Annotated in this window: 26 protein-coding genes and 2 pseudogenes; 14 read left to right on the top strand and 14 right to left on the bottom strand. The window is 63.5% G+C overall.

What is annotated here, in order from left to right:
- Position 1: 1 nt before the first annotated feature.
- Entirely contained in the window at positions 2-553 is a 552-nt protein-coding gene (locus QM470_RS02700) for an RNA 2'-phosphotransferase (protein ID WP_283338066.1), read from the top strand.
- 129 nt (positions 554-682) lie between these two features.
- Here QM470_RS02700 and QM470_RS02705 read toward each other — a convergent pair.
- A pseudogene (locus tag QM470_RS02705) lies at positions 683-1,168 on the bottom strand (transposase); the annotation flags it as partial.
- A 490-nt stretch (positions 1,169-1,658) separates the two neighbouring features.
- On the opposite strand from QM470_RS02705, the gene QM470_RS02710 reads away from it, so the two are divergent.
- The 6 genes from QM470_RS02710 to QM470_RS02735 are packed head-to-tail and all read left to right on the top strand — an operon-like array spanning position 1,659 to position 7,088.
- Positions 1,659-3,812: an SdrD B-like domain-containing protein gene (locus QM470_RS02710; protein WP_283338067.1), complete on the top strand. Its 2,154-nt coding sequence runs from the start codon at positions 1,659-1,661 to the stop codon at positions 3,810-3,812.
- Between the two features lie 40 nt (positions 3,813-3,852).
- A complete protein-coding gene (locus QM470_RS02715; RefSeq protein ID WP_279998746.1) occupies positions 3,853-4,458 on the top strand; it encodes a hypothetical protein in 606 nt (201 codons plus the stop codon).
- A gap of 56 nt (positions 4,459-4,514) precedes the next feature.
- Entirely contained in the window at positions 4,515-5,117 is a 603-nt protein-coding gene (locus tag QM470_RS02720; RefSeq protein ID WP_283338068.1) for a hypothetical protein, read from the top strand.
- A gap of 5 nt (positions 5,118-5,122) precedes the next feature.
- Positions 5,123-5,635 (top strand): hypothetical protein, encoded by a 513-nt coding sequence (locus QM470_RS02725; RefSeq protein ID WP_283338069.1) that lies wholly within the window; start codon positions 5,123-5,125, stop codon positions 5,633-5,635.
- The gene (locus QM470_RS02730) at positions 5,632-6,432 is read left to right on the top strand and encodes a COG1470 family protein (protein WP_283338070.1); all 801 of its coding nucleotides are present in this window, start codon (positions 5,632-5,634) and stop codon (positions 6,430-6,432) included. The genes QM470_RS02725 and QM470_RS02730 overlap by 4 nt, the downstream gene beginning before the upstream one ends.
- Positions 6,429-7,088, top strand: a complete 660-nt coding sequence (locus tag QM470_RS02735) for a hypothetical protein (RefSeq protein WP_283338071.1) — start codon at positions 6,429-6,431, stop codon at positions 7,086-7,088. Before QM470_RS02730 ends, QM470_RS02735 begins: the two co-directional genes overlap by 4 nt.
- Here the strand turns inward: QM470_RS02735 and QM470_RS02740 are convergent.
- From QM470_RS02740 to QM470_RS02760, 5 genes are all read right to left on the bottom strand, one after another.
- A complete protein-coding gene (locus QM470_RS02740; RefSeq protein WP_376750859.1) occupies positions 7,069-7,266 on the bottom strand; it encodes a carboxymuconolactone decarboxylase family protein in 198 nt (65 codons plus the stop codon). The genes QM470_RS02735 and QM470_RS02740 overlap by 20 nt on opposite strands.
- A gap of 67 nt (positions 7,267-7,333) precedes the next feature.
- Positions 7,334-7,921 carry a peroxidase-related enzyme gene (locus tag QM470_RS02745; RefSeq protein WP_502846791.1) on the bottom strand — a complete coding sequence of 196 codons (588 nt, stop codon included), beginning with the start codon at positions 7,919-7,921 and terminating at the stop codon, positions 7,334-7,336.
- A 41-nt stretch (positions 7,922-7,962) separates the two neighbouring features.
- Positions 7,963-8,946, bottom strand: a complete 984-nt coding sequence (gene acuI / locus QM470_RS02750) for an acrylyl-CoA reductase (NADPH) (RefSeq protein WP_283338072.1) — start codon at positions 8,944-8,946, stop codon at positions 7,963-7,965.
- A 48-nt stretch (positions 8,947-8,994) separates the two neighbouring features.
- Entirely contained in the window at positions 8,995-9,633 is a 639-nt protein-coding gene (gene acuR, locus QM470_RS02755) for an acrylate utilization transcriptional regulator AcuR (protein WP_283338073.1), read from the bottom strand.
- Positions 9,634-9,754: 121 nt separating this feature from the next.
- The gene (locus QM470_RS02760; RefSeq protein ID WP_502846792.1) at positions 9,755-10,549 is read right to left on the bottom strand and encodes an IclR family transcriptional regulator; all 795 of its coding nucleotides are present in this window, start codon (positions 10,547-10,549) and stop codon (positions 9,755-9,757) included.
- 219 nt (positions 10,550-10,768) lie between these two features.
- Here QM470_RS02760 and QM470_RS02765 point away from each other — a divergent pair, with 219 nt between their 5' ends.
- From QM470_RS02765 to QM470_RS02790, 6 genes are read left to right on the top strand one after another with little or no spacing between them, the layout of a single operon-like run.
- The gene (locus QM470_RS02765; RefSeq protein ID WP_283338075.1) at positions 10,769-11,011 is read left to right on the top strand and encodes a hypothetical protein; all 243 of its coding nucleotides are present in this window, start codon (positions 10,769-10,771) and stop codon (positions 11,009-11,011) included.
- A complete protein-coding gene (locus QM470_RS02770; RefSeq protein ID WP_283338076.1) occupies positions 10,957-12,045 on the top strand; it encodes an amidohydrolase family protein in 1,089 nt (362 codons plus the stop codon). Before QM470_RS02765 ends, QM470_RS02770 begins: the two co-directional genes overlap by 55 nt.
- Positions 12,046-12,079: 34 nt before the next feature.
- Complete coding sequence (locus QM470_RS02775) at positions 12,080-13,051, top strand: Bug family tripartite tricarboxylate transporter substrate binding protein (RefSeq protein ID WP_283338077.1); 972 nt, start codon at positions 12,080-12,082, stop codon at positions 13,049-13,051.
- Between the two features lie 25 nt (positions 13,052-13,076).
- Complete coding sequence (locus QM470_RS02780) at positions 13,077-14,066, top strand: Bug family tripartite tricarboxylate transporter substrate binding protein (RefSeq protein ID WP_283338078.1); 990 nt, start codon at positions 13,077-13,079, stop codon at positions 14,064-14,066.
- Between the two features lie 11 nt (positions 14,067-14,077).
- A complete protein-coding gene (locus QM470_RS02785) occupies positions 14,078-15,280 on the top strand; it encodes a CaiB/BaiF CoA transferase family protein (protein WP_283338079.1) in 1,203 nt (400 codons plus the stop codon).
- Entirely contained in the window at positions 15,277-16,095 is an 819-nt protein-coding gene (locus tag QM470_RS02790) for a citryl-CoA lyase (RefSeq protein ID WP_218331845.1), read from the top strand. Before QM470_RS02785 ends, QM470_RS02790 begins: the two co-directional genes overlap by 4 nt.
- A gap of 748 nt (positions 16,096-16,843) precedes the next feature.
- Here QM470_RS02790 and QM470_RS02795 read toward each other — a convergent pair.
- The 8 genes and pseudogenes from QM470_RS02795 to QM470_RS02825 all read right to left on the bottom strand — a co-directional run bounded on the left by QM470_RS02795 (position 16,844) and on the right by QM470_RS02825 (position 23,666).
- A complete protein-coding gene (locus tag QM470_RS02795) occupies positions 16,844-17,275 on the bottom strand; it encodes a hypothetical protein (RefSeq protein ID WP_283338080.1) in 432 nt (143 codons plus the stop codon).
- 480 nt (positions 17,276-17,755) lie between these two features.
- Complete coding sequence (locus QM470_RS02800; RefSeq protein ID WP_283338081.1) at positions 17,756-18,757, bottom strand: hypothetical protein; 1,002 nt, start codon at positions 18,755-18,757, stop codon at positions 17,756-17,758.
- A 69-nt stretch (positions 18,758-18,826) separates the two neighbouring features.
- On the bottom strand, positions 18,827-20,140 hold the full coding sequence (locus tag QM470_RS02805; RefSeq protein WP_283338082.1) for a hypothetical protein: 1,314 nt from the start codon (positions 20,138-20,140) through the stop codon (positions 18,827-18,829).
- A gap of 1,171 nt (positions 20,141-21,311) precedes the next feature.
- Positions 21,312-21,518, bottom strand: a pseudogene (locus QM470_RS21430) (transposase); the annotation flags it as partial.
- Positions 21,519-21,625: 107 nt separating this feature from the next.
- The gene (locus QM470_RS21435) at positions 21,626-21,760 is read right to left on the bottom strand and encodes a transposase (RefSeq protein WP_502846797.1); all 135 of its coding nucleotides are present in this window, start codon (positions 21,758-21,760) and stop codon (positions 21,626-21,628) included.
- 99 nt (positions 21,761-21,859) lie between these two features.
- The gene (locus QM470_RS02815) at positions 21,860-22,036 is read right to left on the bottom strand and encodes a response regulator transcription factor (protein ID WP_283338083.1); all 177 of its coding nucleotides are present in this window, start codon (positions 22,034-22,036) and stop codon (positions 21,860-21,862) included.
- Between the two features lie 10 nt (positions 22,037-22,046).
- Positions 22,047-22,241 carry a response regulator transcription factor gene (locus tag QM470_RS02820; protein ID WP_283338084.1) on the bottom strand — a complete coding sequence of 65 codons (195 nt, stop codon included), beginning with the start codon at positions 22,239-22,241 and terminating at the stop codon, positions 22,047-22,049.
- A gap of 870 nt (positions 22,242-23,111) precedes the next feature.
- Positions 23,112-23,666 (bottom strand): TetR/AcrR family transcriptional regulator, encoded by a 555-nt coding sequence (locus tag QM470_RS02825; protein ID WP_280011997.1) that lies wholly within the window; start codon positions 23,664-23,666, stop codon positions 23,112-23,114.
- Positions 23,667-23,878: 212 nt separating this feature from the next.
- Here QM470_RS02825 and QM470_RS02830 point away from each other — a divergent pair, with 212 nt between their 5' ends.
- Positions 23,879-25,033 (top strand): efflux RND transporter periplasmic adaptor subunit, encoded by a 1,155-nt coding sequence (locus QM470_RS02830; protein WP_283338085.1) that lies wholly within the window; start codon positions 23,879-23,881, stop codon positions 25,031-25,033.
- The last annotated feature ends 30 nt before the right edge of the window (positions 25,034-25,063 follow it).

Consider the following 25,063-nt stretch of genomic DNA (forward strand, 5'->3'; position numbering starts at 1 on the left):
CATGGGCAGCGTGGTGGAAAAGAGCAAGTTTTTGAGCCTGGTCCTTCGCCATGCACCACAGACCATCGGGCTGGCATTGGACAGTACGGGGTGGGCGCAGGTTGACGATCTTCTGGAACGCGCGAATGCCCACGGCGTGGCACTCGACCGCGCATCGCTGAGCCAGATGGTGGCCGGCAGCGACAAACAACGGTTTGCCTTCAGCGACGACGGGGAACGCATTCGCGCCAACCAAGGCCACTCTGTTCCAGTGCAGCTTGCGCTGCCGCTGCAGGAGCCGCCAGCACGCCTGTTTCATGGCACTGCATCCCGGTTCCTGGAGTCCATTCGCCGCACGGGCCTGCAGCCGATGGAGCGGCAGCATGTGCACCTGTCGACCAACGCGCAGACGGCAGAAACCGTAGGCCGACGCCACGGCAAGCCCTGCGTGCTGTGGGTGGACGCGCAGGCCATGCACGCCAGCGGACAGGTCTTCTGGCGCGCCGAGAATGGCGTCTGGCTCACCACAGCGGTCCCACCAGAGTTCATCGCCTTTCCCTCCGACGCGGTGTGACCGCCGCCGCAGCGCGGGCAGGAACGGCCGCCCTGGAGGATGGCCGGGCGCCCAAAAAAGCGGCCACTGAGGCCGCTTTCTGTTTTCTGTGCCTCTGCAGTCCAAGGCCACACCCTCCAGAGCGTGTGATGAACTTCCCGTCGAAGCCAATATCTGAGCCGCGGCCGGTCGCATGAGCACGGCAAAGACCACAAAGTACAAGCCACTCAGAACCTGTGGCAGCCGCTCATAGCCATGCGACAGACGGCGAAATCTTGCCGGCCACCCGAAGCTGCGCTCCCCCACCCCGCGCTTGGGCAGCAATACCAAGCTTTTCCTCGCCTCGGGCAACTTCACGGTCTATAGATCAATCCCGTTGTCCTGAGCCGCCTGGCGCGGCCTGTCCACCCGTATAGCCTTGGTCAGCCCAGGCCAGCTCCATCGTGTGGCCGGTGGCCTGTACTGCACTTGCTCACACAACCTGCGCACCTGGGCACGCTCTTGCTCGTCAGCTGGCGTGACATGCACGGCGAGCAGGCAGCCCAACGTATCCACGGCCATGCGCACCTTGCTGCCACGCCTGCGCTGGTAGCCGCCATAGCCCGCACGCGGGCCGCTCTCGCAACTGGACTGCAATAAATGGACAAATGAATAAATGAATAAATGAACAAACGGTTTGAAGATATTGATAGTGCTATCGCACTGCATTATCCGATCATCGGTCAACGTTTTACGAGAAAAATCTGTCATGGTGGTAACCGATGGCCTTGGCGGCGATTGATTTACCGATTACCGGCCCAATGCACCACAGGGCCCCATCGGCGATTTCTCGGGCAGCAGTGCGGCATGGCGTGCGCTCCCGCTGAATCAGGGCTGGGGCAGCGGACCGGGTATTTGAATAAGACGATGACACGCCTATGCACCCCTCCACTGGATTTGATGTTTTTCGCCATGCATGCCCCCATTGCCTTGACACAGAAACTCAAGGCAATAAATCCTTGCCACCCATTCCTTTGCTCCGGCCCGCGGGCTGTGATCCCAATGAATAGGACAGGAATACGGGTTGATGATTCGAATGCCGCCGCAGACCCTGCCTGGCATCTGGTGCACTGCATGGCTTTGGGGCATGGCAATCTGCCTGGCGGGTCCGACCGGCGCCCAGGCCCAGGCCATGGCTGACGCGCGCATCGAATCCCTCGATCCAGCCCAGGCCGAGCAGCTGCGGTTGAGGATGCAGCTCGACTCCGCGCCACCGGTCTACCAGGACCGCTTCATGGACCTGGATGTGCTGGCCACGCAGGTCGAGGCCATTCCCGAAGCCGAACAGCCACAGGGCCTGCGCGCCTGGCTGCTGGAAAGCCGCGTCGGCCTGGGAGATTCTTCGGCCACGGGCTATGGGCGCCAGCGTGCGGCCGAGTTCGGCCAGCGCCTGGAGTACCGCCATGAAACGCTCAGCCATGGCGAGTTCGCGCTGCAGCTCGACGCTCGCCACCTGAGCGGGGACAACTCCTCCAGCGGCCTGGGCATGGGCACTCTGGGCTATGCGCGCGACGCCAGCAGCGCACGGTTCACGCTGCGCAACCTCGCGTTTCCGCTCACGCCCCGCAGCTTCGCCGACACGGCCGTGGGCGACGTCTTCAGCGAACTGACGGACGGGCTGACGCGCAACTACCGGCTGTCGTTCGGCTCGACGCCGGTGCGCGGCGCCTCGCTGCGGCTTTACTCCTCCGGGTGGGACGTTCGCGCGGGCCTGGGACAGCGTGGCAATCTCACGGGCGGCCCCTATCCAGGTTTCGAGAAAAGCCAGGGAACGCTGGCCTGGCTCGGTGGCACCCTGCGCCTGCAGGGTCCCTGGTTCGCGGCCTTGCAGATCAATCAGGCACAGGCCATCCCCGCCTATTACTACGACCCCTTGACGGCGCAGGGCATCGGCCGAAGGAATGTCTCGAGCTGGGCCGCATCGCTGGGCCGCGGCCGCGAACTGCTGCGCGAGGGGGACTTCAAGCTACGCGCCACCGTGCTGGGCAGCCAGTCGCGCTCATCGATGCCGGGCGACAGCGGCAGCTCGCAAGGGCTGTTCGTGGAAGCGGGAGTGCGCGCCGGCGCCTACCGCCATGAATTCGGCACCTACGTCACACGCCCCCGCCTTTACTTCGGCGACTACGGACTGGCCACGGCATCGCGCGGCGCCTATTGGCGCGTGGACCGCAGCGCCAGCCGCCTGGCCTGGGGAGCCGGCCTGGACTACGAACGGGCGCGCCCGGGTGGAGATTTCGGACTGTCGGGGTACGAACGCACCGGCGCCAGCGGCAACCTCCAGTACCTGTTCGACCGCCGCAGCTCGGTGGGCGGCAGCCTGAGCGTGCACCAGACCCGCTATGACGGCGCAGGCGCGGGGGGCAGCAGCGCCAACGGGCGCAGCCTGTGGGCCACGGCCTTCTACCAGACACGCTTCTTCGAGGCACCGCGCAGCCGCCTGTCACTGACGCTGCAGCGCAACGAACTCATCGTGCTGGGCGACAGTGCGGCCACCGGCCAGGAACTGCAGTGGGAGCAGGACTGGATCGGCGGCCGCTATGAAACCATGCGGCCCGAACTCACGTCCACCATCGGCTACGCGCGCGACCGCAGCGGAGGAACGTCGCGCCGCTACCCCACCGCAGGCCTGCAGTGGCGCTACTGGATGGACAGCGGCACACATCTGGCCGGCAACCTGCGCTATACCTCGCAAAGCGGCGGCCTGTACACCAGCCGGGGCCTTTCGGGGTCGCTGACGGCGGAGAAGTCGCTCGGCCAGGGCTGGCGCATAGGCTTTTCGGCCCTTTTCAACCAGGCACGGGCCTCGCTGCTGCCCACGCCCTCCGCGCTGCCCAACGTCTACCGCAGCAACGAGAAGGCGGCCTATGTCTACCTGCGCTGGGAAGGCAGCGCCGGCACCGCCTTTGCCACGGCCGGCGTGCCCGGTGAAGGCGCAGGCGCAGGCGGCGGCAGCCTGTCGGGCCGCGTGTTCTACGACGCCAACCGCGACGGCGAGCAACAGGCCGGAGAAGGGGGTGTGGCCGGTGTCGAAGTGCTGCTGGATGGCCGCTACCGCACGCTCACAGACCGAGACGGCCGTTTCGAGTTCCCTATGGTGACCACGGGCCACCACCGCCTGTCCCTCACGCTCGAGAGCGTGCCCCTGCCCTGGGGCGCAGCGGGCGACAACGGGGTCGCCATCCATGTCCCGCTGCGCGGCCATGCCGTGGCGGCAATTGCCGTGGTCAAGGTGGGCGAATGACCCGCACCGCCCTGCCTCGCGCCCAACCCAAGGAGATGCCATGAACCGCCCCCTTCTTGCCCGCCACCTGCTGGCCGTGTCGATCGCCAGCGCCAGCCTCGCGGCAGGACCAGCGCTGGCCGAAAGCCAGTACGGCTCCGGCACGGGCACGATCACGGCCCAGGCACGGGTCAATCTCAGCGTGACCGTGCCCAAGCTGATCCTGCTGCGCGTGGGCTCCACCAACACGACGATAGATACCGTGACCTGGACTTCGACACTGAGCATTCCGAGCGTGCCGACCACACCGCTGGCCTCGGTGAACAACACCGATGTGGACTGGAGCGGCGGCGCGCCCACGGTGACCACCACATCCGCAGCCAACACGCTGACGGTCTATGCCTGGACCAATGCCGGGGCCGGCACCATCAACTGCTCCATGGGCGCCTGGAACGCCACGGGTGGCCCGACGAATGCCAACTTCACCATCGTGGCCACGGGCACGCTGCCCCACCCCGGCGCCAACCTGGGCGCATGCGCCTCCGTGGGCTTTCCCTCCAACGTGGTCGCCACCGGGACCTGGGCCTACACCCTGGGCGGCACGCCGGCCAGCTGGACGGCGAACACCTATACCAACACCATCACCTACACCGCACAAGGCATCTGATGGGGACCGCCCTGCCACAACCCGGTTCCGCACGGACACCGCACCGGCGCGCGTGCATGCTGGCCGCGGCGGTGCTGGCCGCCGGCCTGCCGGGCCCTGCGGCGGCCGTGATCCTGGCGGTCACCGACACGGGCAGCTCCTACAGCCTGACCTTGCGCGTGGGCGCGGCCAGCGGCGTGGACACCGTGCAGTTCAACGTCACCGGCAACAATGCAGGGCTGACGCCCACGGCCGTCGCGGCGACGGCGCCCATCGATGTCTGGGTCACGCCCCTGCGCCCCGTCAACCTGTTGATGGTCGGGGAAGTGCGGCCGATCAAGCTGCGGGTGGACTCCTCGACGGGGCTGGCCTGCCAGTCCGGCGGATGCGGCACCACGGTGATTCCATTCAGCAAGATTTCCTGGACCGCCAGCAACAACGGCGCGGCAGGCAGCGGCGACATACAAAGCGGCACCTTCAATCCGACGAACCCGATGCAATACATCACCAGCCCGGCCGCGGGCTTCAATGCCAATGCCACGACCTGCATCCTCGTCGTCTGCAACTACCAGTCCTCTGGCATCAGCGCCACGCGCCTGCAGTTCATCTACGCCAACGACGTCGTTTACCCGGCCGGCAACTACAGAGGCACGGTGCGCTTCACCGCGACGATGGAATGAGCACGATGCCAGGCCCCGTCCTTGCTTTGCGTGCGTGCCGGGCCCTGGCCATCACGCTGTGGGCCTGCGCTGCGCCGGCCTGGTCCGCCCCGGGCCATGCACTGGTCGCCCGGCTCGACGATTCCACATCGCCCCGGCCCCATGTTCAGGTGGACACGCGCCATGCCCGGGTCATCGACGGCGGCGTGCTGGAGCTGCCGTTCGGCCGCGTCGAATACCGGCTGGCCACGGCGCCCTACCTGGGCCAGCGCGCCAGGATTTTCCACGTGATTCCCCTGTCCGTTGCAGGAATGCTCTCACCGGCAGGCCTGCAGGTGCAATGGCGCGGCAACGGCAGCTTCACGGCAGGCGCAGGCCGCCCGGGTGACCGGGTCCAGGTCTGGAACGGCCTCGTGCAGACCCCATGGATGATCGAGACGCTGGACTTGAACCTGCGCATCGATCCGCGCCAGTTCCGGCTGTCCAGAGGCAGCGCACTGAGCTTCGAGTCCTTTTTCGAAATCGAGACCCTGCCATGAAAGCCATCGTCTCCTGCTTCGCGCTGCTGCTGGCCTGCGGCACTTGCGCCAGCGCCCCCTTCGAGCTGGCCATCAGCCCATCCCGCTTCGAGCTGTCGGGCAAGCCCGGATCCCGGATCGGCCAGGCGCTGGAGCTGCAAAATCTTGCGTCGGCAACGACCGAAGTCGCCATGCGCACCATCGACTGGAGCTACTCGGACTCCGGCGACATCACCTACCACGATGAGCTGCTGCCCGGCAGTTGCCGGCCCTGGGTGGTGCTGGAGCGGCGCAGCGTGTCCCTGCCCGCGCGCAGCAGGAAATCCTTCCGCTTCCAGATCGAGCCGCCCGCCGATGCGGCACGCGGCGAATGCCGCTTCATGATCGCCATAGAAGGCATGGAGCCCGCCCAGCAGACCTTCATCCGCAGCGGCGGCACCAGCCTGACCCTGCCTGTCACGGGCCGCATCGCCGTCGCCGTCTACGTGACCCTCGGCGGCGCCCAGCCCCGGCTGGACATACGGCAAATCTCCATGGGCGAGGACCAGGGCATGCGCCGCGCCCTGGTGACCGTGACCAACACGGGCGATGCGCATGGCCGTCTCGACGGCAGCCTGGACGCCACCGACAACCGGGGAAAAAGCTTTGAACTCGTGCCCGAGGGCACGCCCATCCTGCCGGGCCAGACCCGCACGCTGGCATTGCTGCCCAAGGCGGAGGACGGCCAGCCCGCTCCGGCGCCCGCCTATCCGGTCAAGGCCCGCGGCGTGCTGGACTGGGACAGGGGCAGCTTCAAGGTGGATGTGGAACTGAAATGATGCATGCCAGCGCCGCGGCGCGCCTGCCCCTGCTGTGCCTGGCCTGCATCCCCCTGTCAGCGGCACATGCGGCATCCAGCACCGCCGGCCCCAGCGCTGCCGTCCCCAGCGCCGCCGCCCCGCTGACCGCCAGCGTGACCCTGGACTTTGCCATCGCCATCGACAAGTTCCTCTTCTTTCGCATCGGCGATAGCGCGTGGCCCACGCTAAGCAGCGCGGTCAGCAGCGTGGGCTTCGTGCTCACGCCCTCGATTCCCGCCGTGCCCACCACACCTGCGGCGGGCAACAACACCGCCGTGGCCTGGAGTGGCGGCGCGCCCGCATTCACGGTAGCGTCCAGCGGCAACGTGCTGCCGGTCGAGGTGCGCAGCAACGCCGGGCAGGTCACGCTGCGCGCAACGGCCACGACGGCGCTGGCCAGCGGTGCCAACACCATCCCCTTGTCCGAAATCCTCGTCGCCAGCAGCGACAGCAACCTGCCCGCCCCCACCATTCCCAATACCGGCACGGGCACGGCCGTCAACGTGGTAGGCACGGCCTTCACCAACCTCGTGACGGTGCGCACCGCCAACTGGACCTTTTCCTACGCCAACCTGGCCAGCCGCACGGCAGGCACCTACACGGGCCAGGTCACCTTCACGGCCAGCTCGCCGTGAACACGTCTGCGCGCCGGGCAGCTTGCGCATGGGCCGCAATACAGCTGTCGCAGCGCGTGGTCACGGCCACTGCCAGAGCGATCAGCTCTTTCGTCTTGGCATCCAGGGCGCCGTTGCCGTTCTGCCCGGCGCTCAGGGCCTGGAATCCGGCCACCATCTTGGGATTGGCCTTGTGCAAGGCCGCTCCCGCCTTGCGGCCCGTCTGCAGATACGCACTCCAGTCGCGGAACCTGCCCCTTCCCTCCTCAGCCCCGCCCCATGGCGTAGAACTCCTTATTGGGACGCATGCTGGTGACGTTGGCCAGGCGGTTGGACATGCCGAAGAACGCCGATACGCCGGCGATGTCCCAGATGTCGTCTTCGGTGAAACCGTGCCGCTTCAGGGCGTCGAAATCCGCCTCACCGACCAGGTGTGCCGTGGCCGACACCTTCATGGCGAAATCCAGCATCGCCTTCTGGCGGTCCGTGATGTCGGCCTTGCGATAGTTGGTAGCGACCTGATCGGCAATCAAAGGGTTCTTGGCGCGGATGCGCAAGATGGCCCCATGGGCGATCACGCAATACTGGCACTGGTTCACTGCGCTGGTGGCCACCACGATCATTTCGCGCTCGGCCTTGGTGAGGTTGCTGGCACGTTCCATCAGCGCATCGTGGTAGGCAAAGAAGGCGCGGAACTCGTCGGGACGGTAGGCCAGGGTGAGAAAGACGTTGGGAATGAACCCTGATTTATCCTGCACCGCCACCAGCCGCTCGCGGATGTCTGCGGGCATGTCTTCCAGCAGGGGCACAGGAAAGCGGCTGATTGCGCCAGCATGGGTTGGGGTCATGGTCATGGCTTGTCTCCAGTGGTTGTCAGGCGTTGTGGGGGAACGGGTCAGCGGTTCACATCAACAACGATGCGGCCCTTGACCCGCCCTTGCAGGAGTTCCGTCGCCAGCGGAATCACCTCGGTCAAAGGCACCTCGCGGCCGATGGTGCCCAGTTGCTTCAGATCCAGGTCCACCGCAAGCCGCGACCACGCTTCGAGCCGGTCGGCTGTGGGCCGCATGACGCTGTCGATGCCCGCCAGCGTCACGCCCCGCAGAATGAAAGGCGCCACCGTGGACGGGAAGTCCATGCCGGCGGCAAGCCCGCAGGCCGTCACCACGCCGCCGTAGCGGGTGGTGGCGCACAGATTGGCCAGGGTATGGCTGCCCACCACGTCCACCGCCCCGGCCCAGCGTTCCTTGCCCAGCGGCTTGCCGGGTTGCGAAAACTGCGCGCGTGGCAGCACCTCTTTGGCCCCCAGGCCGACCAGGTAGTCGGTTTCATCGGTGCGCCCGGTCACCGCCACCACGGCATAGCCCAGCCGGGACAGGATGGCGATGGCCACGCTGCCCACGCCGCCGGCGGCCCCGGTCACCACAATCTCGCCATCGCCGGGTTTCACACCGTGGCGCTCCAGGGCCATGACACAGAGCATGGCCGTGTAGCCCGCCGTGCCCAGGGACATGGCCTGCTGGGGAGTGAAACCGGCGGGCAAAGGAATCAGCCAGTCCCCATTCAGGCGCGCCATCTGCGCCAGGCCGCCCCAGTGGGTTTCACCCACCCCCCAGCCGTTGAGCAAGACCCAGTCCCCCTGCTTGAAAGCGGTATGGGACGAATGCTCCACCTGACCGACCAGGTCCACCCCCGGCACCATGGGGAACTTGCGCACCACGGGCCCCTGGCCGGTGATGGCGAGCGCATCCTTGTAGTTGATCGTCGAATGGGAGACGCGCACCAGCACGTCACCCTCCGGCAGCAGCGACTCGTCGATGCGCTGTAGCTTCGCGTGGTAGCCGCCGTCGTCTTTGCCGATCAAGATTCCACTGAACATCGCCACTCCTTCACATTTAGACTGATCGTCTATAAAAAGGCCAAAAAATCAGGCCCTGGGCAGGCCCGCAACAAAAAAACGGGCAAAGGTGTGCAGCGGCTGGGCGCTGCGCTCCAGCTTGGCGCGCAGCACCGCCCCTTCCCATCCAATCCAGAATGCACAGGCCAGCTGGGCCGTATCCGCGTCAGGGGCAAGCTGGCCTTGGGCCTTGGCGGCGTCCAGGCAAGCGGCGGTGCGCCCCTCCCAGTCGCTGAAAACCTCGGTCAGCCGCTCCCGGAAGGACTCGGGCAGGCCGTTCATTTCCTGCCCCAGGTTGCCGATCAGGCAGCCCCGCTTGAAGTCGTACCGCTCCATACCGGCCACGGCATCCGCGACGAAGGCATCCAACCTTGCCAGCGGCGCAAGCGCCTCATTGCCAAAGTGGCTGTCCAGCTTGTAGGCAAAGTAGTGGGCGTAGCGTTCAATCAGCGCCAGGCCAAAGGCTTCCTTGCTGGGGAAGTAGTGGTAGAACGAACCTTTCGGCACCCGCACCCGGGCCAGGATTTCATCGATTCCGGCGGTGGCGAACCCTTTTTCGGTGAGCGTCTCCAGACCTGCACGCAGCAGCAGTTCGCGCGTGTCAACGTCCTCGACCCGGGGCCTTGGCGGCCTGCCGCGCCGGGGTTTCAGGAGTGGGTCGGTTTGCATGCGGCAAATATAGACTGGTTAGTCTATATTTTCAAGTGGCGACGGCCATCAGCCATCCACCCTGCAAAACGGATCATCGCTTTCGACCATCAACACCCCGTCTGCAGCCCATGCGGCAGGCTCAGTCTGGCCTTGCTGCGCTGACGCTGTCTAGCTGAAGGTTCTTACCCGCAACCAGCAAACGGGCCGGATTTCCGCCGAAGGCAATCGTGGCGCGCACGGCCATGTCCAGCAGCGCACCCACGGCCGCATGCATGGCCTGCGGCACGCCCAGGCGGGACAGCGGCCCCGACACGGTCAACGCCCCCTTGAGTTCACCCAGGGCACCAAACACTGGCACCGATGCGGCGCAGGACTCTGCATCGCGTTCGCCATAGGAGGTGGCCCACAGGCGCTCGCGCACCGCCACCATGTCAGGCTGCAACTCGCTTTCGGTGAAGGCCAGCAGCACCTTGCCTGCCGCACCGTGCCGGATGTCGAAGTCTTCCCCCACACGGATGGAGACCCGCACCGCCCGCGCAGGCTCCACGCGGCTGACCACCAGGCGCCGCTCGCCGGCACGTACATAGAAGGACGCGGTCTCGTTCAAGGCGGCGCTCAGCTCGGCCAACAAAGGCTCGATCACGGAGTCCACCCGGAACGACCGCTGGTAGATCGCGGCCAGGCGCATGGGTTGGGGGCCCACGGCGTACAGGCCGTCCTCCAGTTTGCGGATGAAGCCGCCATGTTCCAGCGCCACCAGCAGGCGCAGCACCGTGCTTTTGTACAGCCCCGTGCGCTTGGACAGCTCGGTCAGGGTCAGGCGGTCGTCCGTGGGGCTGAAGGCCCCCAGGATGGCAAACGCTCGGTCGAGCACGGCCACGCCACTGCTGGATTCAGCGGTGTCCGGTGCGGTCATGGGGGGTTCACTGGGCATGCAAAGGGCTCGGTGTGCGGTTCTGGGGGCTGTTCTGCCTAGTAGAACATGATTTCGATTTGATCCCAGATTAGGTACTTACCCTGAATCGATTGGGCTTTCTTGGTTTTATAGTTCTTCTACACAGAACATAGTTCTATCAGATAGAACAAACAACCAGCACACTGCACCCTGCAGATGCGCTGGCTGGATTTCAGGCAGTTGAAAGTGGAGACAGGAATGTTGCTTGCACCCGGCTACGGCACGGTCATCACCCACACGGTGCGGACCCTGGCGCAGCAAATGGCCGCCGTGGTGGCACTGGCACCGGAGCCCATGGCCTGTGGCCGTGTTTGCGCAACCGCGTCGCCGGATGCGGCCGCCAGCACGGTGAGCCATGGCGCCACCCGCCTGGCACCGGCCGGCACATGGCGGCTGGGCACGGCGGTGCTGCCGGCCGCCGCAGGAGGGCTGCACCCATGAGCACCAACTACCTTCCCGTGCGCGCAGACTGGCTGGCGCTGGGGGCGGAAACCGCCCTGGAGCCGCAGCTGCCCATCGTCGACGCCCACCACCACTTTTACGACCGCCCGGGCTGGTCGTACCTGAAGGACGACTACCTGGCCGATGCAACGTCGGGGCACCACATCCGCGCCTCGGTCTACATGCAGGCCCTGACGCGCTACCGCCCCGGTGGGCCTGAAGCACTGCGGCCGGTGGGCGAGACCGAATTTGTGGTGGCCTCCACGCCGGCTGATCCCGTTGATCCCACTGACCCGGCGCAATCCGCCGAACCGCAAATCGCCCAGGCCATCGTGGGCTACGCGGATCTGCGCCTGGGCAGCGAAGTGGCCGCCGTGCTGGAGGCGCACGAGCTGGCCGGCCAGGGCCGCCTGCGCGGTGTGCGCCATCTGGTCACCTGGGATGCCGATGCCACCCTGGCCAACCCCTTGACCGCCGCACCGCCCCACCTGCTGCGGGATGCCAGCTACCGCGCCGGTCTGGCGCAGTTGGCACAGCGCCAGCTGTCGTACGACGCCTGGCTGTTCTGGCCCCAGCTGGCCGAACTGGCCGAGGTGGCCGACGCCTTTCCGGACCTGCCGATCATCGTGAACCACTGCGGCGGCATCGTGCGCATCGGGGCCTATACGGACCGGGGCCCGGAGGTCTTTCACCACTGGCGCCAAGCCATGCAGGCGCTGGCACGCCGGCCCAATGTGTACGTGAAGCTGGGCGGCCTGGGCATGCGCATCAACGGCTTCGGTTTCCACAAAGGCGCCCTGCCCCCCTCTTCCCAGCAGCTGGCAGAGCACTGGGCGCCCTGGATGCGGACGTGCATCGACCTTTTCGGTCCCGAGCGCTGCATGTTCGAGAGCAATTTCCCCGTAGACAAGGGCTCCTACAGCTTTGTCAACGGATGGAACGCATTCAAAAGGCTGAGCCAGGATTTTTCGCCCGCAGAGCGACAGCAGCTTTTTGAAGGCACGGCAAGCCGCGTGTACGGGCTGGGCCGGTAGCCGCGGCAACTACATCAACGAAGGAGACAAAACCATGGCCATTCTTTCCCGCATTGCAGGGGCGTGCGCGCTCGCCACCCTGGCGCTGGCAGCCCATGCCCAGCCGGCCTACCCCAACCAGCCCATCAAGGTCATCGTGCCGTTTCCGCCGGCGGGTGGCACCGACATCGTGACGCGCATGGTGCTGGAAAAAATCCGCCTGTCCACCGGCTGGAACCTGATTGTGGAAAACCGGCCGGGCGCCGGCGGCAACATCGGAATGGACGGGGTGGCCAAGGCGCAGCCCGACGGCTACACCCTGGGCATGGGGCAAACCGCCAACCTGGCCATCAACCCCTCGCTCTACGCCAAGATGCCCTACGACGCCGCCAAGGCGTTCGCGCCGGTGGCCACGGTGGCCGGCCAGCCCGTGGTACTGGTGGTCAACAGCAACTCCAAATACAAGACGCTGGCCGACCTGGTCAGCGCCGCCAAGGCCAAGCCGGAAACGCTGACCATGGCATCAGCAGGCAACGGCACGGTGGGGCATTTGACCGGGGAAGTGTTCACACGCCAGGCCGGCATCAAGACCCTGCACGTGCCCTACAAGGGCGCAGGCCCCGCCGCCAATGACCTGCTGGGCGGCCAGGTGGATTACTACTTTGCCACGCCGCAGACGGTGCTGGCGTTTCTGAAGGCCGGCAAGCTGCGCGCCCTGGCCGTCAGCTCGTCGGCGCGCCTGCCCGCCCTGCCGGAAGTGCCCACCGTGGCCGAAGGCGGGTACAAGGACTTCCAGACCAGCGACTGGAAGATGCTGGTCGCCCCGGCAGGCACCCCGCCCGCCATCCTGACCAAGCTGCAGGCCGAAGTGGCCAAGGCCCTGGCCCGCCCGGACACCATCAGCACCTTGCAGGCCGAAGGCAGCACGCCCATGGGCGGCAGTTCGCAGGAAGCCGCCAAGCTGCTGGCGGCGGAGCAGAAGCGCTGGACCGCCGTGGTCCGCGAAAGCAACGCCAAGCTCGACTGAACGCCCCGCCACCCAGGAGAACACCATGATCTTCACCCGTGCCCTGGCGGCGGCAGCCACTGTCGCCACCGCCGTCACCGCGCTGACCGTGTCTGCAGCGGCCGTTGCCCAGACCCCCACCTACCCGGCCAAACCCATCACGGTCATCGTCCCCTATTCCGTGGGCGGCACCACGGACATCGTGGCCCGCCTGGTCACCACCCAGCTGGGCAACAGCCTGGGGCAATCGCTGATCGCCGACAACCGCGTGGGCGGCGGCGGCCAGATCGGCTGGAGTGCGGCCGCGCGCTCGGCCCCGGACGGCTACACCCTGCTGACCACGGAGATGTCCTTCACCATTGCCCCGGGCCTGTTCCCCAAGCTGCCGTTCGATGGACGCAAGGATTTCGCCCATGTCATCACCGCCGCCGCGGCGCCGCACGTGCTGGTCATCAACCCCAATGTGCCCGCCAAGAACGTGCAGGAGTTTGTGGCGCTGGCCAAGGCCAAGCCCGGCAGCATGAACTACGGATCTGGCGGCAACGGCACCAACACCCACCTGGGCGGGGAGCTGTTCAAAAGCGCCGCCGGGGTGGAGCTGGTGCACGTGCCCTACAAGGGCGCCGGCCAGGTGCTGACCGACCTGATGGCCGGCCAGGTGCAGGCGCTGGTGACATCGCTGCCCACGGCGCTGCCGCACATCAAGTCCGGCAAGCTGCGGGCCCTGGTGGTGACCAGCGACACGCGCTCACCGCTGCTGCCCGATGTGCCGTCCGCCAAAGAGGCCAACCTGCCCAGCTTTGTGATGGATTTCTGGGTGGGCTTTGCGGTGCGCGCCGGCACGCCGGCGCCCATCATCGACCAGTTGAACCACGCGATTGCAGCCACCCTCACCTCGGCGGACGGCAAGCGGCGGCTGGCGGAACAAGGACTGACGCCGGTGGCCAACACCCCTGCGCAGGCAGGCCAGCTGGCCGCGTCAGAAATGCAACGCTGGGCAGCCGTCATCAAGGCTGCCGGCATCAAGGCGGAATAAGGAATCCCACCATGGCTATCAAACCCCTGCACGGCATCCGCGTGCTGGACCTGACCAACGTACTGGCCGGCCCGTTCGCATGCCATCAGCTCGCCCACATGGGCGCCGATGTCATCAAGGTCGAAGCCTGCCAGGGCGGCGACCTGGCCCGGCAGCTGGGCGCGGACCCCGCGTTGAACCAGGTCCACATGGGGGTCTCCTTTCTGGCCCAAAACCCTGGCAAGCGTTCCATCACGCTGAACCTCAAGCACCCGCAGGGCAAAGAGGCGCTGCGGCGCCTGGTGCGCACGGCCGATGTGCTGGTGGAAAACTACCGCCCGGGCGTGATGCAGCGCCTGGAACTGGGCTACGAAGACCTGCTGAAAGAGAACCCCAAGCTGATCTACTGCGCCATCTCGGGGTTCGGCCAGGACGGGCCCTTGCGGGACCTGCCCGCCTATGACCAGATCATCCAGGGCATGTCCGGCATGATGAGCATCACCGGCGCCCCAGAGAACGCGCCCTACCGCGTGGGCTACCCGGTGGCAGACACCATCGGCGGCATCACCGCGGCCTTTGCCGTGGCCAGCGCCCTGGCCGACCGCCACCGCACCCAGGGGGTGTTCATCGACGTGTCCATGCTGGAAGCGGCCATGGCTACCATGGGTTGGGCCGTCTCCAACCACCTGATCGCCGGGCGCGAACCCCAGCCGCTGGGCAATGACAACGTGACCGCCAGCCCCTCCGGCACGTTCCGCACCGGGGACGGGCTGCTGAACATTGCCGCCAACAAGCAGGAACAGTTTGAAGCCGTCTGCCAGGTGCTGGGCCACCCGGAGTGGATCAGCGATGCGCGCTTTGCCGCACGCCAGGGCCGTTTGCAGCACCGCGCGCAGCTCAAGGAACTGATGGAAGGCGCGCTGGCCAGCCAGTCCGCCAACGCCTGGTGGGCCTTGCTGAACGCGGCGGGGGTCCCCGCCGGGCCGGTCTACACCGTGCCCCAGGCACTGGACATTCCCCAGATTGCCGAGCGCGGAATGATCGGCACGTTCGAGGATGTGCCCGGTGTGGGCCGCGACATCCGGGTGCTGCGCACGGGCTTCAAGCTCAACGGCGAAGCGCCGACCGTGGACACCCCGCCCCCGCAACTGGGCCAGCACACGGCCGACATCCTGGCCGAACTGGGCTATTCCCAGACCGACATTGACACCCTGGTAAAGGAGAAAGTGGTATGAGCACGCAAGACCCCCGCGTCAGCGATTGGTGGCGCACCTCCATCATCGACATGCAACCCGGCGTGATCCGCTACAGCGGCTACGCCATCGAAGACCTGATCGGCCGCGTGAACTTTGCGCAGATGATCTGGCTGATGACCCGGGGCGAGCTGCCCAGCGAAGGCCAGGGCCGGTTGCTGGATGCCGCGCTGATGTCGGCCGTGGACCACGGCCCGCAAGCGCCCAGCATTGCCATTGCCCGCATGGCCACCACCTGCGGCGTGGGCCTGAACAACGCCATGGCCTCGGCCGTGAACGTGCTGGGCGATGTGCACGGCGGCGCCGGCGAGCAGGCGGTGGAGATGTACCAGGAGATTGCGGCGCACCAGGCGGCAGGGGCAGACCTGGAGGCCGCCACGCGCCTGGGCCTGGACAGCGCCATCGCGCGCCACGGCAAGTTCGTGTCCGGCTTTGGCCACCGCTTTCACCCGGTTGACCCGCGCGCGCCGCGCCTGCTGCAGCTGGTGGACGAAGCCGCCCAGGCCGGCGTGGTGGACGGCAAGTTCGCCGCCATCGGCCGCGCGGTCGAAGCCGAGCTGGCCCGCCGCAAGGACGGCCGTCGCATCCCCATGAACATCGACGGCGCCACCGCCGTCATCTATGCCGAGCTGGGCTTTCCCGCCCCCCTGGCGCGCGGCCTGTTCTGCCTGTCACGCTCGGTCGGCATCCTCTCCCATGCCTGGGAGCAGACCGGACAAGGCGGCCGCAACAAAGGCCCGATCCCGCGCGAATATCTGTGGACCTATGAAGGGCCCCAGCCGAGGGCTGTGCCCTGAGTTTTGGGCAGGGCAACGCCCATAGCTTTGGGACGCAGGCCGCTGGGCGGCCTGTGGTTGGGCATGCTGAGTCGAACCAGCCCACGGCGCTACGTGCAGCGTTTGTTGGGCTGCCCCGGGTTGATGCGAAAACCGCGTGCGGGGCGACCTTCGGTAATCGCCCATCGACCTTAAGCAGCCCTTTGCCGCTTCTTCTCCTGTGACTGATACAGACTGATTTCTGCCCTTCAGGTTTTGGGAATGAGTTGCAGCAGATTCTGATACCAGACCTCGAGCTAATTCAGCCAAGGAAAGCCGCTGTGCTCAGGAGTCCGACGGTCACGGCCGGTCTGAGTGCCACCATTTCGGGGAAAGGCACGCTTATATCAGCGCGTCATTGCGCGCCGGTCTCAGGTGTGTCATCGCGCAGCAATCGCGAGCACCAATTGCAGTGCTCGAAAAGAGCATGTCGCGTGATACCCAACATGAATTCACGCTAATCGCTATGTGCAATTCCTGTTTGATACAACACTGAATGCTTACGACTGGATGATTGGTGGCTTGACATCAGCGTAGCCCATCTACATGTGGCGGTCATAAAAGGTGCAGGTTCGGACAATGGGCAGATAGCGCAATCAATCCGTGATTAATCTGGAACGCTCTGGTCGATTCACTTGAAGGAGAGAAAGATGGCAGCGTAGATTGGTGCCGAGGGTTATGCTTGGGGAAACAATGCCTCGGCACCTTTTCTCACCGCACCAGTGCAGTGTTATCGCGTGCCCGCGCTACAGCAATAAGCCAGCAAAAAGGTGTGGTACCCCTCCTTACCTTTGGGGACAAGGCTTCGAATGGTGCTGTTTAGCTTAGCCATCACTGCTGTCTGCGGGTCTGGCTCTGTAGGAACCTTGTTATTGAAATCGTGGACGATCAGAGTGACGGACTGTTTGTCTGCGGTTTGTGGTGCTGCGAGACGCCGATCCTCGTCTGCGAACTTCTCCTCGCGGGACGCCACTTGACCAATTTTTCCTGAGCAGTACCCATGGGTACCCGACATGATGTGAATAGTGTGGCCGCGGCCGTGGAGTTGTCCACCGATCTGTTTGACCGCTGCCGCGACATGCTGGACGCTGATTGCATCGTGAAACCCCCAGATGCCGACCTGGCTAGGACCTTGGGGACTGATATTGACGAGACTTGGCATAATGTTCTCCGTTACTGATGTGAATGGGGTGTGGCACGTACACCTGCTGTCTAACTGTGCGCGCACCACCGAAATAAGAAAAATCTGCGAGGAAAGCGCTTGGCGTTCCACAATGTCTAGCGACACGAGGGATTGGCGTCGCTGGTGCTTGCCTGGTGACAGAAAAAACTAGGGCGGTTCTTCACAATCCGCATGTGAATGAGTGGACACACATTCGCAAAACCGGCTTAGACGTCCGCTTTGCTCGAATTTCTTGCAGCCGTGCTTAAGCCCAGCTTGCGAAGGTAGTATCGGAATAATTGGCGTACTGCGACTCTGATGCTGCCATCGCCAATCATGTCTAGTGGTCTGCGTACCCTTTTGGGTATTGGTCGGCTTTCGGTCTGCGGTGTACTCATTTGCTCCATGGCCAATTGCCCGAGCCTCGTTACCCTTAGACAGCCCAACGCACACAGCGTGACGCGTCGCGCACATGACTAATCACGCCAAGGTTTCGAGACTCACAGCGACAATGACCGGCGCAGGATCGGTGTTCTCAAGGCGCAGTAGCTGACTCGTTCCTCCGTCGAGGCGTGATCGGCGGACAGGCACACCCATTGCTTGCACAGTGTCAGCGTCGTCTAGCGTTTGACGCAGTGAGAGGGGGATAGGCGCCGCAGCCGTGAAGTCGAAGCTAGGCTTCAAAGCTACATAGAAAGATGAGACTCGGCAGGCCATGAGGCCACTGGGGCCGAAAAACATATTTGCATCGGGCACCAAGCCACGACCGAGTGCCACCATCGACGCGTCGTACCAACTACCGGGGAAAATGGACACTTGGTCCCAGCACTCAGCAGTGATCGTGACCGTCTCCAACGGAGTCGCCGGCAGCGAAAGATCCTGCCCATCAGCATCAAAGGCCCGTAAAGAAGCCGGAGACTGCTGTCCTGATCCAGATGTGTCGTTGAGATTCAGTCGCAAAGTTCCTGGGTTTGCAATCGTGCCAGCGGCCACTGCAGCCCGCCAATCCGTCGAGCTCTCAGGCAGGGTCCAGATGGGCCGCCACCGCAAGTAGCCGGCATCGTTCACTTTGGTCCATCCTGCGGGGGTGGGAGAGGTTGCAGGGTCGCCCACAGGGCGGGCAATGTTTTGCATCGCGCTCGCAAGCATCGCCGGATAGGGAAATTTGCAGGTCTCGAGTACCTGCAGGAAGGTCATATATCCCTGTGAAAAGCTGCGACCTGATGGTTGATACAGGTTACCGTTGTCAGCGGATTGGGGCACCGTGTCTGCGAAGCTGAACTGTGAGTTGGCCATCGTGCCAGTCACCGGATCCGGCCAGTTCCACGCGGTCACCGGCATCAACATCTGCCCCCGCACCAACGGAGCCGAAGCAGCAACCGATTGCTTCAACACCGCGCAGGTTTTCAACTGACTTGATACGCTTGTGGAAGGAGGCATCATGCTGCCTAGGCCTCCGAGGAACTGATTAATCACACTCATGTTCACTGTCTCCAGTTAACGGGCGGGCTGGACTCACTTCAACGGTCCGCCCGCCCGGTGGTCTTCAGATCAATTGATGCCTGGGAAATCGACAATCACGCCGATGATTTGGGGGTTCTCCGAGGTACTGCCTCCACTGAACGTATTGGCCTTTGCAGTGGTCTTTGTGTACTCAGACTCATGCCCGCCCGATCCACCAAAGGTGAAGGGCCCGATGCGCACGCCCGCGCTGGCCTCAAAGGCCTGCTTGTTCTGCTGATAGCTGTTGGCGCTCATCGTGATCTCGAACGAAGGCTTGTAAACAACCAGCAGCTCTGATACGCGTGCAGCAACAATGCCGTTGGGACCAAACAGTGAGCTCGTGCCTGGACCACCGTTTGCCACCCACGGGGCGACGATGGTGTAGCCCTGGCCACTTGCTCCCTGCTGAGCTTTGGCCAGCTCGCTCATGAACCCACCGGGGTACCAATCACCGGGATTAACCTTCACACGCGTGGAGGACTCGCAGCTGATCGTCACTGACGAACTCGAATCCTGATTGAACAGATCAGACTTGCTCCAACCTCCGGAAGCATTGGCGCTCCAGAACCAGTTGCCAACGCTGGCCGAACCCTTCGCGAACGAGGACTTGAAGTCGCTGCTCGATTCGGACGAATTCATGGTGATCGAGAATGCGCCAGCATTGCCATTGCTGAGCGCCGCACGCCAGTCTGTACCCGTGGTGTCGATGCGGAAGTCCGGCTGCCAGCGCAAGATGCCCGAACCGTCTGGGACTTTGGTCCACCCAGCCGGCGCACTGTCCGTGGCGGGGTTGCCCGAGGGCATCTGCATCATGTCGATGGCACGCTGCAGGTCGCTAGGCATGCTTGCTCGTTCCAGCTCGAGCTTCATCTTGACGGCCTGGTTATAGGCGTCGGTGGCAGCCTGAATGGTCTGAACGTAGGCCGCAGCCTCCGGCGCTTTGTCGATCCACGCGTTGATGTCTGGGTAACGCGCTGCGAAGATCAGACCACCGTTCTGCTTGGAGGACAGGTAGACCTGATTCATGTCGCTGTTGGCCTTGACCATCGCATTGCTTTTCTGAACGCATGCGTCGGCTAGAGCGTTCAGGCTGGCTTGCTGCTCCGGACTGACCTTGAAGGTCACGTGACCAAAAATCTGGCGGACTGCATCGAACAGCGTCGAGTCGAGGCTACCGGACTGACCAACCGGAGACCATTGCGGCATGCCGCTGATGACCTGATAAGCAGCCGGATCCCATTGCCCGGTCGGGGCAGTGCTCCAGCTAAAATCCTTGGGATTCCCAAGCAACTGAAAATTCGGTGTGCCTAGATTCCCTACGAGGGCGTTGTACAACTGGCTGAACATAGTTTGATCTGACATAGTTGAAGCTCCTGAAATTGAATGGACGGTGAGCGACATGGATAAGTGAAGTAATGAACGCTCGCCTTGATCTATAAGACCGGCCTATCGGCCGCGGGTCTACGCGATTGCAGGTTTTGAGCGAGAACAGGTGGGGAACGTGGCGAATGACTCATAGCAATGCACTCCATAGAGGTGCGGACAAAGATCCGACGCGAAGGCGTCGGTGAAATGCCTCGGCAGGCGTAAGCCGTGGAGGCGAAAACCGTGACATCAGGGGTATTCAGCGCACGTGCAGGGAGTGCAGAGCCAAAGTGCTCACGGGCACCAGACTGCTTAAGTCACCGACAATGAAAGTAATGGGCACCGTCATGTGCACGTATTGCGAACCACAGAAGAGCAGCTGCAGGTCGTGGCAATCGGAGTGATATTGATTAGGGCGTTCTGTACTTCGGCATGAGCACAGTCAGGCAGTACAGATCGGGCTCCATCGGTGAGATACACCGGGCGAAAAAACATCAATTCATCATCCATTGCCTCCCTGCTCGGGATAGCTGGATATAGAAACTTTGATGTGATTTGCGATAAGGCTTTTTTCGACACGATGGAGCCCTCCTGTTGATTTAATTCCGCAGATCTCAGAGTCCGCGATTCGTTGGACTCATGATGCCCAGCACCACCAGGAGGACGGAATACTTCCAATGTCGTATTTATTGAGTACACGCCTGTGAAACACGTAGGTTTGGACATCAGGTGCTGGCGTCACCACGGCTTTTTGTGCAAATCAAGTTTGAGGCGGTTTAGCCCTGGCACCAGCCGTGGCTATGCCACGGTTGGTGCCTCAGGACGATCGATTTCAGTGAATTAAGGCCATATGGCTGCACGAATTTGCAGCTCGTTGATTGGGCGCTCAAGGGTTTTGGACATCAGGCGTTCGCCCTGTCGCGTGATGCAGCACATCTTGGTTTCCAACAAACCTCACCGGAGGTCGCCACCCAGTGCTTCCAGGTCTTTCGACCTCACCGCCTGCGTTTATGCAACGATGGCTGCATTGCGCTGCAAAAGGCATTGCATTGGCGTATTCGGAAGTTCTTGCGAGGACAAAAAACTGGGCCGCCTCATAGACTGACTGCGTGACATAAGCACCCTGGCCTGTCAGCCCCTTCAGCACTACACCTGCAAGTAACTACTGCAAAAAGTCAGGTACGACTGCAGCATCACTTCCATTATTCGAGGTCACGCGGATAGCAATAATCTGTAGCGTCTAGGCATCAATACCGATGTGCAGCTTGCGCCATTGGCAGCGACGTTCAGCCCCCTGTTGCTGGCACTTCCACCCACCTTTGCCCAGGAGCGCAATCCCCGCCGAATCCAGCAACAGGAGCAATCCACTTTGGCTGCGTGTGTAAGGCTCTTGAACATTCAGTCCCAATTTGCGCAGACACAAAGTGTTGAAGTCTCGTGCTGGCCAGCAAGCCCTGACAATTGCAGCATCGATTGCAAAATTCATGTCACTTGCCGAAGCGCTAGGCCAAACAAGTTCTTGAGCATCAAGCAAAACTGAATGGCCGCATCCGAGAACTTCGGGCTACGTCCGCGTTTACCGCTTCCAGCGACAGGCCAAGAGATGCGCTTATCCAGTCACCTCATGCTTTGAGCGATGCTTTGAATTGCTTTTGATCCGTAGTGCGGCAGCGGGTTTGACTTATGCCTAAATCCTACCGACTGAGAAACCGTAATTCATCCAGCAGCTCCGTCGCCATTGGATACCGGAATTGCGAGGGCCTGCAATTGAACCGTGCTTTTCAGACCCAGCTTGCGCAGAATATTTTCGCGATGCTTGCGCACAGTGAGGTCGCTGAGATACAGCGCACGTGCAATTTCCTTGCTAGTGCGACCAGCAAGCACGTACGCCATTACCTCTTTTTCACGAGGAGAAAGAGGAAGGGGCTGGAGGTGCTCTAGGCAACTTCAGCCAGCCATGCTCTCGTGCATGAGTAACGAGCTCAACAGCATTTCGCAGACCCAATCGGCTGCACATGTTGCTGCGGTGCTTGCGTACCGTGTGCTCGCTGATACCGAGCATCTGGGCGATGTCTTTACAACTGAGGCCTGTTGCCATCGCTTCGAGCACATCAAGTTCGCGCGGGGTGAAATTAGGCGCGATGTCCTCACCTATTCTCTGATGCACAGCATCGAGACACTGAGCAATGCTCGACTATCCTCCGTTGAATACACATGGTATGTCTCCCTCCCTTTGATGTCGCCCCGGTTTTTTGGGGTTCTTAGCACCCTGTTTATGCGGACCTTTTACGCGGTGAATCGCTCCGGGTCTTGAGAAGGCTCAACACCCTGTTTGATTAAGTCTGAAGAGCGCGGGTTAACACTGCCCACTGAATATCAGATAGGAAACGCTAACCAAGGTTCCAACGGCAAGACAAATGACTTGTCAGTGCAGCTTTCAGGGGGAGAAATATGGTTATCAGCTTCGAGCAAGAATGAACCTACCAATTCACGCTCTCCGATGGAACGTTGCTTTAGCTCCGTTTTGACGGGCTCGGTAAATCGATGCATCAAGTCTGGTTTGTGCCATCGACAAGGGCAGCTATTCACACGCTGCCGCCTTATGTCTCAGTTAAGCCCGTGTGATTAAGTATTTACTTAAGCTGGATTCACAACGGCCCGGCAGCGTCTATTCTTGAGCGGCTATAGCGAACTTCTAGCAGCCCATCGGCTTGCCCTGATGGCCCCTGTCGGCTACTCATCTGAAACCCATCGCTGGGCCGCTGCCAGCCTTGGTGCTCCGGTGGCCGCTATGTAGCTGAACCAGTAGGTCATGGTGCAACCATGAGCAGCAGTAACCGCTACAAAACAGACCTAGGACGACGGCACGCTAAGGGCTGCAACGCCCCACCCTGGACCGGTAAAGCTCCCTCAAAAGCTCACCCGTTGGGTCACCGCGATGTGGCGAAAACCCAAACTAGCCGGAGTTTTACGCCGACGCGCCCTTGAGGAACAGAGCTTCCAGCGTGGGCGCAATGCTGGTGCGGGCCACGCGGCCATTGCGTTCAGCGTCGACCAGGCCGCAGAACAGGCCGCCAAAGGCCTCGCTCAGGGCGGCGGCCGAGATGTCGATGCGAAACACCCCTTCGCGCTGGCCGCGCAGGAAGAAGGCGTCCATGCGGTGGGTGAACTCATCCCACTGCGCGGCCTGGGCCGGATTGTCCAGCGCATCGGGCCGCCAGTAAAAGATCATGAACGCCATCAGCTCGCGGTGTTCCAGCTGCGCCGCAATGAGCTTGGGCAGCACCTGGATGGGCGAGCCCTCTTCAATCTCCACCAGATCGGCCGTGGCGTGCAGCAGCGCCGTGCCGTGTGCCATCAGCCGGTCGATCAGTTCCTCCCGCGTGCGGCAGAAGCGGTAGAGCGTGGCCTTGCTGATGCCCACCGCCTTGGCCAGTTCCTGCAGCGAAGCGCGGGGCTTCTGCACCAGCGCCAACGCCAGGGCGGCGAGCAAACGGTTGTCATCCGGTGCGGACACGGTCATCTCAAAGTTCCAAGGTGGTGGAGGGAAAAGTCGCGGCAACAGGGGATCTGCGCCCCCAACTTTGCACACACGGGTTCAATTTTACGCCCTCGCACCCGCAATGACCTTACAAAGAATCATGTGAATCACATTTGATTCATTTGATGCAAATGAGTGATAATTTTTCCCTACCCGATTCACGGGTCCTGCACAGAACAGCATGAGGGAAGAAGATGGCGTGGAATGAACGGCGGTTGCCGGTGGCGATGGCAGCAATGGCGGTGGCGGGCTTTTTGACGGCTTGCAGCCAGGGGCATACGGAAGCCGGAGGCCCACCGGGCGGCCCGGCCGTGGTGGAGGTACAGGCTGCGGGCAAGCGCGCCTTGTCCCTGGGGGAGGAACTGCCCGGCCGCGTGGAAGCAACGCGTGTGGCCGAGGTGCGCGCCCGGGTGGCCGGCATTGTGCTAAGCAAGAACTTTGTGGAAGGCTCGGACGTCAAGGCCGGGCAGCTGCTGTTCAAGATCGACCCCGCCCCCTACCGGACGGCGCTGGCGCGCGCCAAGGCCGAGCTGGCAAAAGCGGAAGCCGCTGTGGCCGATGCCGATGCCGTGGTGCGGCGCTACAGCCCGCTGGCCAAGCTGGAGGCCGTGAGCCAGCAAGAGTTCGACACCGCCCAGGCCACGCTCAAGAGCGCCCAGGCGGCGCGCCAGTCTGCGGCGGCCGATGTGGACACGGCGCAGCTGAACCTGGACTACACCAGCGTGGTGGCCCCCATTGCCGGGCGCATTGGCCGGGGGCTGGTGACCGAAGGCGCGCTGGTGGGGCAGAACGAGGCCACGGCCATGGCCGTGATCCAGCAGCTGAATCCCGTCTATGTGGACTTCACCCAGGCCGCTGCCGAGGTGATGAAGGCCCGGGCACAGGGCGCCGGTACGGCGGCCACGCGCCTGTCGGTCACCATTGAAGGCACCGACCAGACGCGCGACGGCAAGCTGCTGTTTGCCAATGCCTCGGTCGACAAGACCACGGGCCAGATTGCGCTGCGCGGCGAGTTCGCCAACCCCGACGGCCTGCTGCTGCCCGGCATGTATGTGCGCGTGAAGATGGCCAACGCCGAACCGACCCAGGCGGTGATGGTGCCCCAGCGCGCCGTGAAGCGTGCTGCCGACGGCAAGCCGCTGGTGATGGTGCTGGGCCAGGACGGCAAGGTGGCGGCAATGCCGGTGGAGACCGGCCGCATGGTGGGCCCGGACTGGCACATCACCACCGGCCTGCAGGGCGGCGAGCAGGTGATTGTGGGCGGTGCCCCGGTCAACCCCGGCGATGCGGCCACCGCCGCCGGTGCGCCTGCGGCACAGGCCGATGCCAAAGGATCTGCCGGCACCTGAGTCGTGACCCAGTCCCCGGGTTTCCGGGGC

This window comes from Comamonas sp. 17RB, from assembly GCF_030056555.1.
Taxonomy (GTDB): domain Bacteria; phylum Pseudomonadota; class Gammaproteobacteria; order Burkholderiales; family Burkholderiaceae_C; genus Comamonas; species Comamonas terrigena.

Bases quoted from the DNA above. Each gene is read 5' to 3' on its own strand.
- QM470_RS02760 (WP_502846792.1), bottom strand. From the start codon at position 10,549: ATGCCCAGTGAACCCCCCATGACCGCACCGGACACCGCTGAATCCAGC.
- QM470_RS02725 (WP_283338069.1), top strand. From the start codon at position 5,123: ATGCCAGGCCCCGTCCTTGCTTTGCGTGCGTGCCGGGCCCTGGCCATC.
- QM470_RS02815 (WP_283338083.1), bottom strand. From the start codon at position 22,036: ATGGCGTACGTGCTTGCTGGTCGCACTAGCAAGGAAATTGCACGTGCG.
- QM470_RS02800 (WP_283338081.1), bottom strand. From the start codon at position 18,757: ATGAGTGTGATTAATCAGTTCCTCGGAGGCCTAGGCAGCATGATGCCT.
- QM470_RS02710 (WP_283338067.1), top strand. From the start codon at position 1,659: ATGGCAATCTGCCTGGCGGGTCCGACCGGCGCCCAGGCCCAGGCCATG.
- QM470_RS02830 (WP_283338085.1), top strand. From the start codon at position 23,879: ATGGCGTGGAATGAACGGCGGTTGCCGGTGGCGATGGCAGCAATGGCG.
- QM470_RS02785 (WP_283338079.1), top strand. From the start codon at position 14,078: ATGGCTATCAAACCCCTGCACGGCATCCGCGTGCTGGACCTGACCAAC.
- QM470_RS02735 (WP_283338071.1), top strand. From the start codon at position 6,429: ATGATGCATGCCAGCGCCGCGGCGCGCCTGCCCCTGCTGTGCCTGGCC.
- QM470_RS02720 (WP_283338068.1), top strand. From the start codon at position 4,515: ATGCTGGCCGCGGCGGTGCTGGCCGCCGGCCTGCCGGGCCCTGCGGCG.
- QM470_RS02790 (WP_218331845.1), top strand. From the start codon at position 15,277: ATGAGCACGCAAGACCCCCGCGTCAGCGATTGGTGGCGCACCTCCATC.
- QM470_RS02820 (WP_283338084.1), bottom strand. From the start codon at position 22,241: ATGGCAACAGGCCTCAGTTGTAAAGACATCGCCCAGATGCTCGGTATC.
- QM470_RS02745 (WP_502846791.1), bottom strand. From the start codon at position 7,921: ATGACCATGACCCCAACCCATGCTGGCGCAATCAGCCGCTTTCCTGTG.
- QM470_RS02730 (WP_283338070.1), top strand. From the start codon at position 5,632: ATGAAAGCCATCGTCTCCTGCTTCGCGCTGCTGCTGGCCTGCGGCACT.
- acuI (WP_283338072.1), bottom strand. From the start codon at position 8,946: ATGTTCAGTGGAATCTTGATCGGCAAAGACGACGGCGGCTACCACGCG.
- QM470_RS02775 (WP_283338077.1), top strand. From the start codon at position 12,080: ATGGCCATTCTTTCCCGCATTGCAGGGGCGTGCGCGCTCGCCACCCTG.
- QM470_RS02825 (WP_280011997.1), bottom strand. From the start codon at position 23,666: ATGACCGTGTCCGCACCGGATGACAACCGTTTGCTCGCCGCCCTGGCG.
- QM470_RS02780 (WP_283338078.1), top strand. From the start codon at position 13,077: ATGATCTTCACCCGTGCCCTGGCGGCGGCAGCCACTGTCGCCACCGCC.
- acuR (WP_283338073.1), bottom strand. From the start codon at position 9,633: ATGCAAACCGACCCACTCCTGAAACCCCGGCGCGGCAGGCCGCCAAGG.
- QM470_RS02715 (WP_279998746.1), top strand. From the start codon at position 3,853: ATGAACCGCCCCCTTCTTGCCCGCCACCTGCTGGCCGTGTCGATCGCC.
- QM470_RS02765 (WP_283338075.1), top strand. From the start codon at position 10,769: ATGTTGCTTGCACCCGGCTACGGCACGGTCATCACCCACACGGTGCGG.
- QM470_RS02805 (WP_283338082.1), bottom strand. From the start codon at position 20,140: ATGTCAGATCAAACTATGTTCAGCCAGTTGTACAACGCCCTCGTAGGG.
- QM470_RS02700 (WP_283338066.1), top strand. From the start codon at position 2: ATGGGCAGCGTGGTGGAAAAGAGCAAGTTTTTGAGCCTGGTCCTTCGC.
- QM470_RS02795 (WP_283338080.1), bottom strand. From the start codon at position 17,275: ATGCCAAGTCTCGTCAATATCAGTCCCCAAGGTCCTAGCCAGGTCGGC.
- QM470_RS02770 (WP_283338076.1), top strand. From the start codon at position 10,957: ATGGCGGCTGGGCACGGCGGTGCTGCCGGCCGCCGCAGGAGGGCTGCA.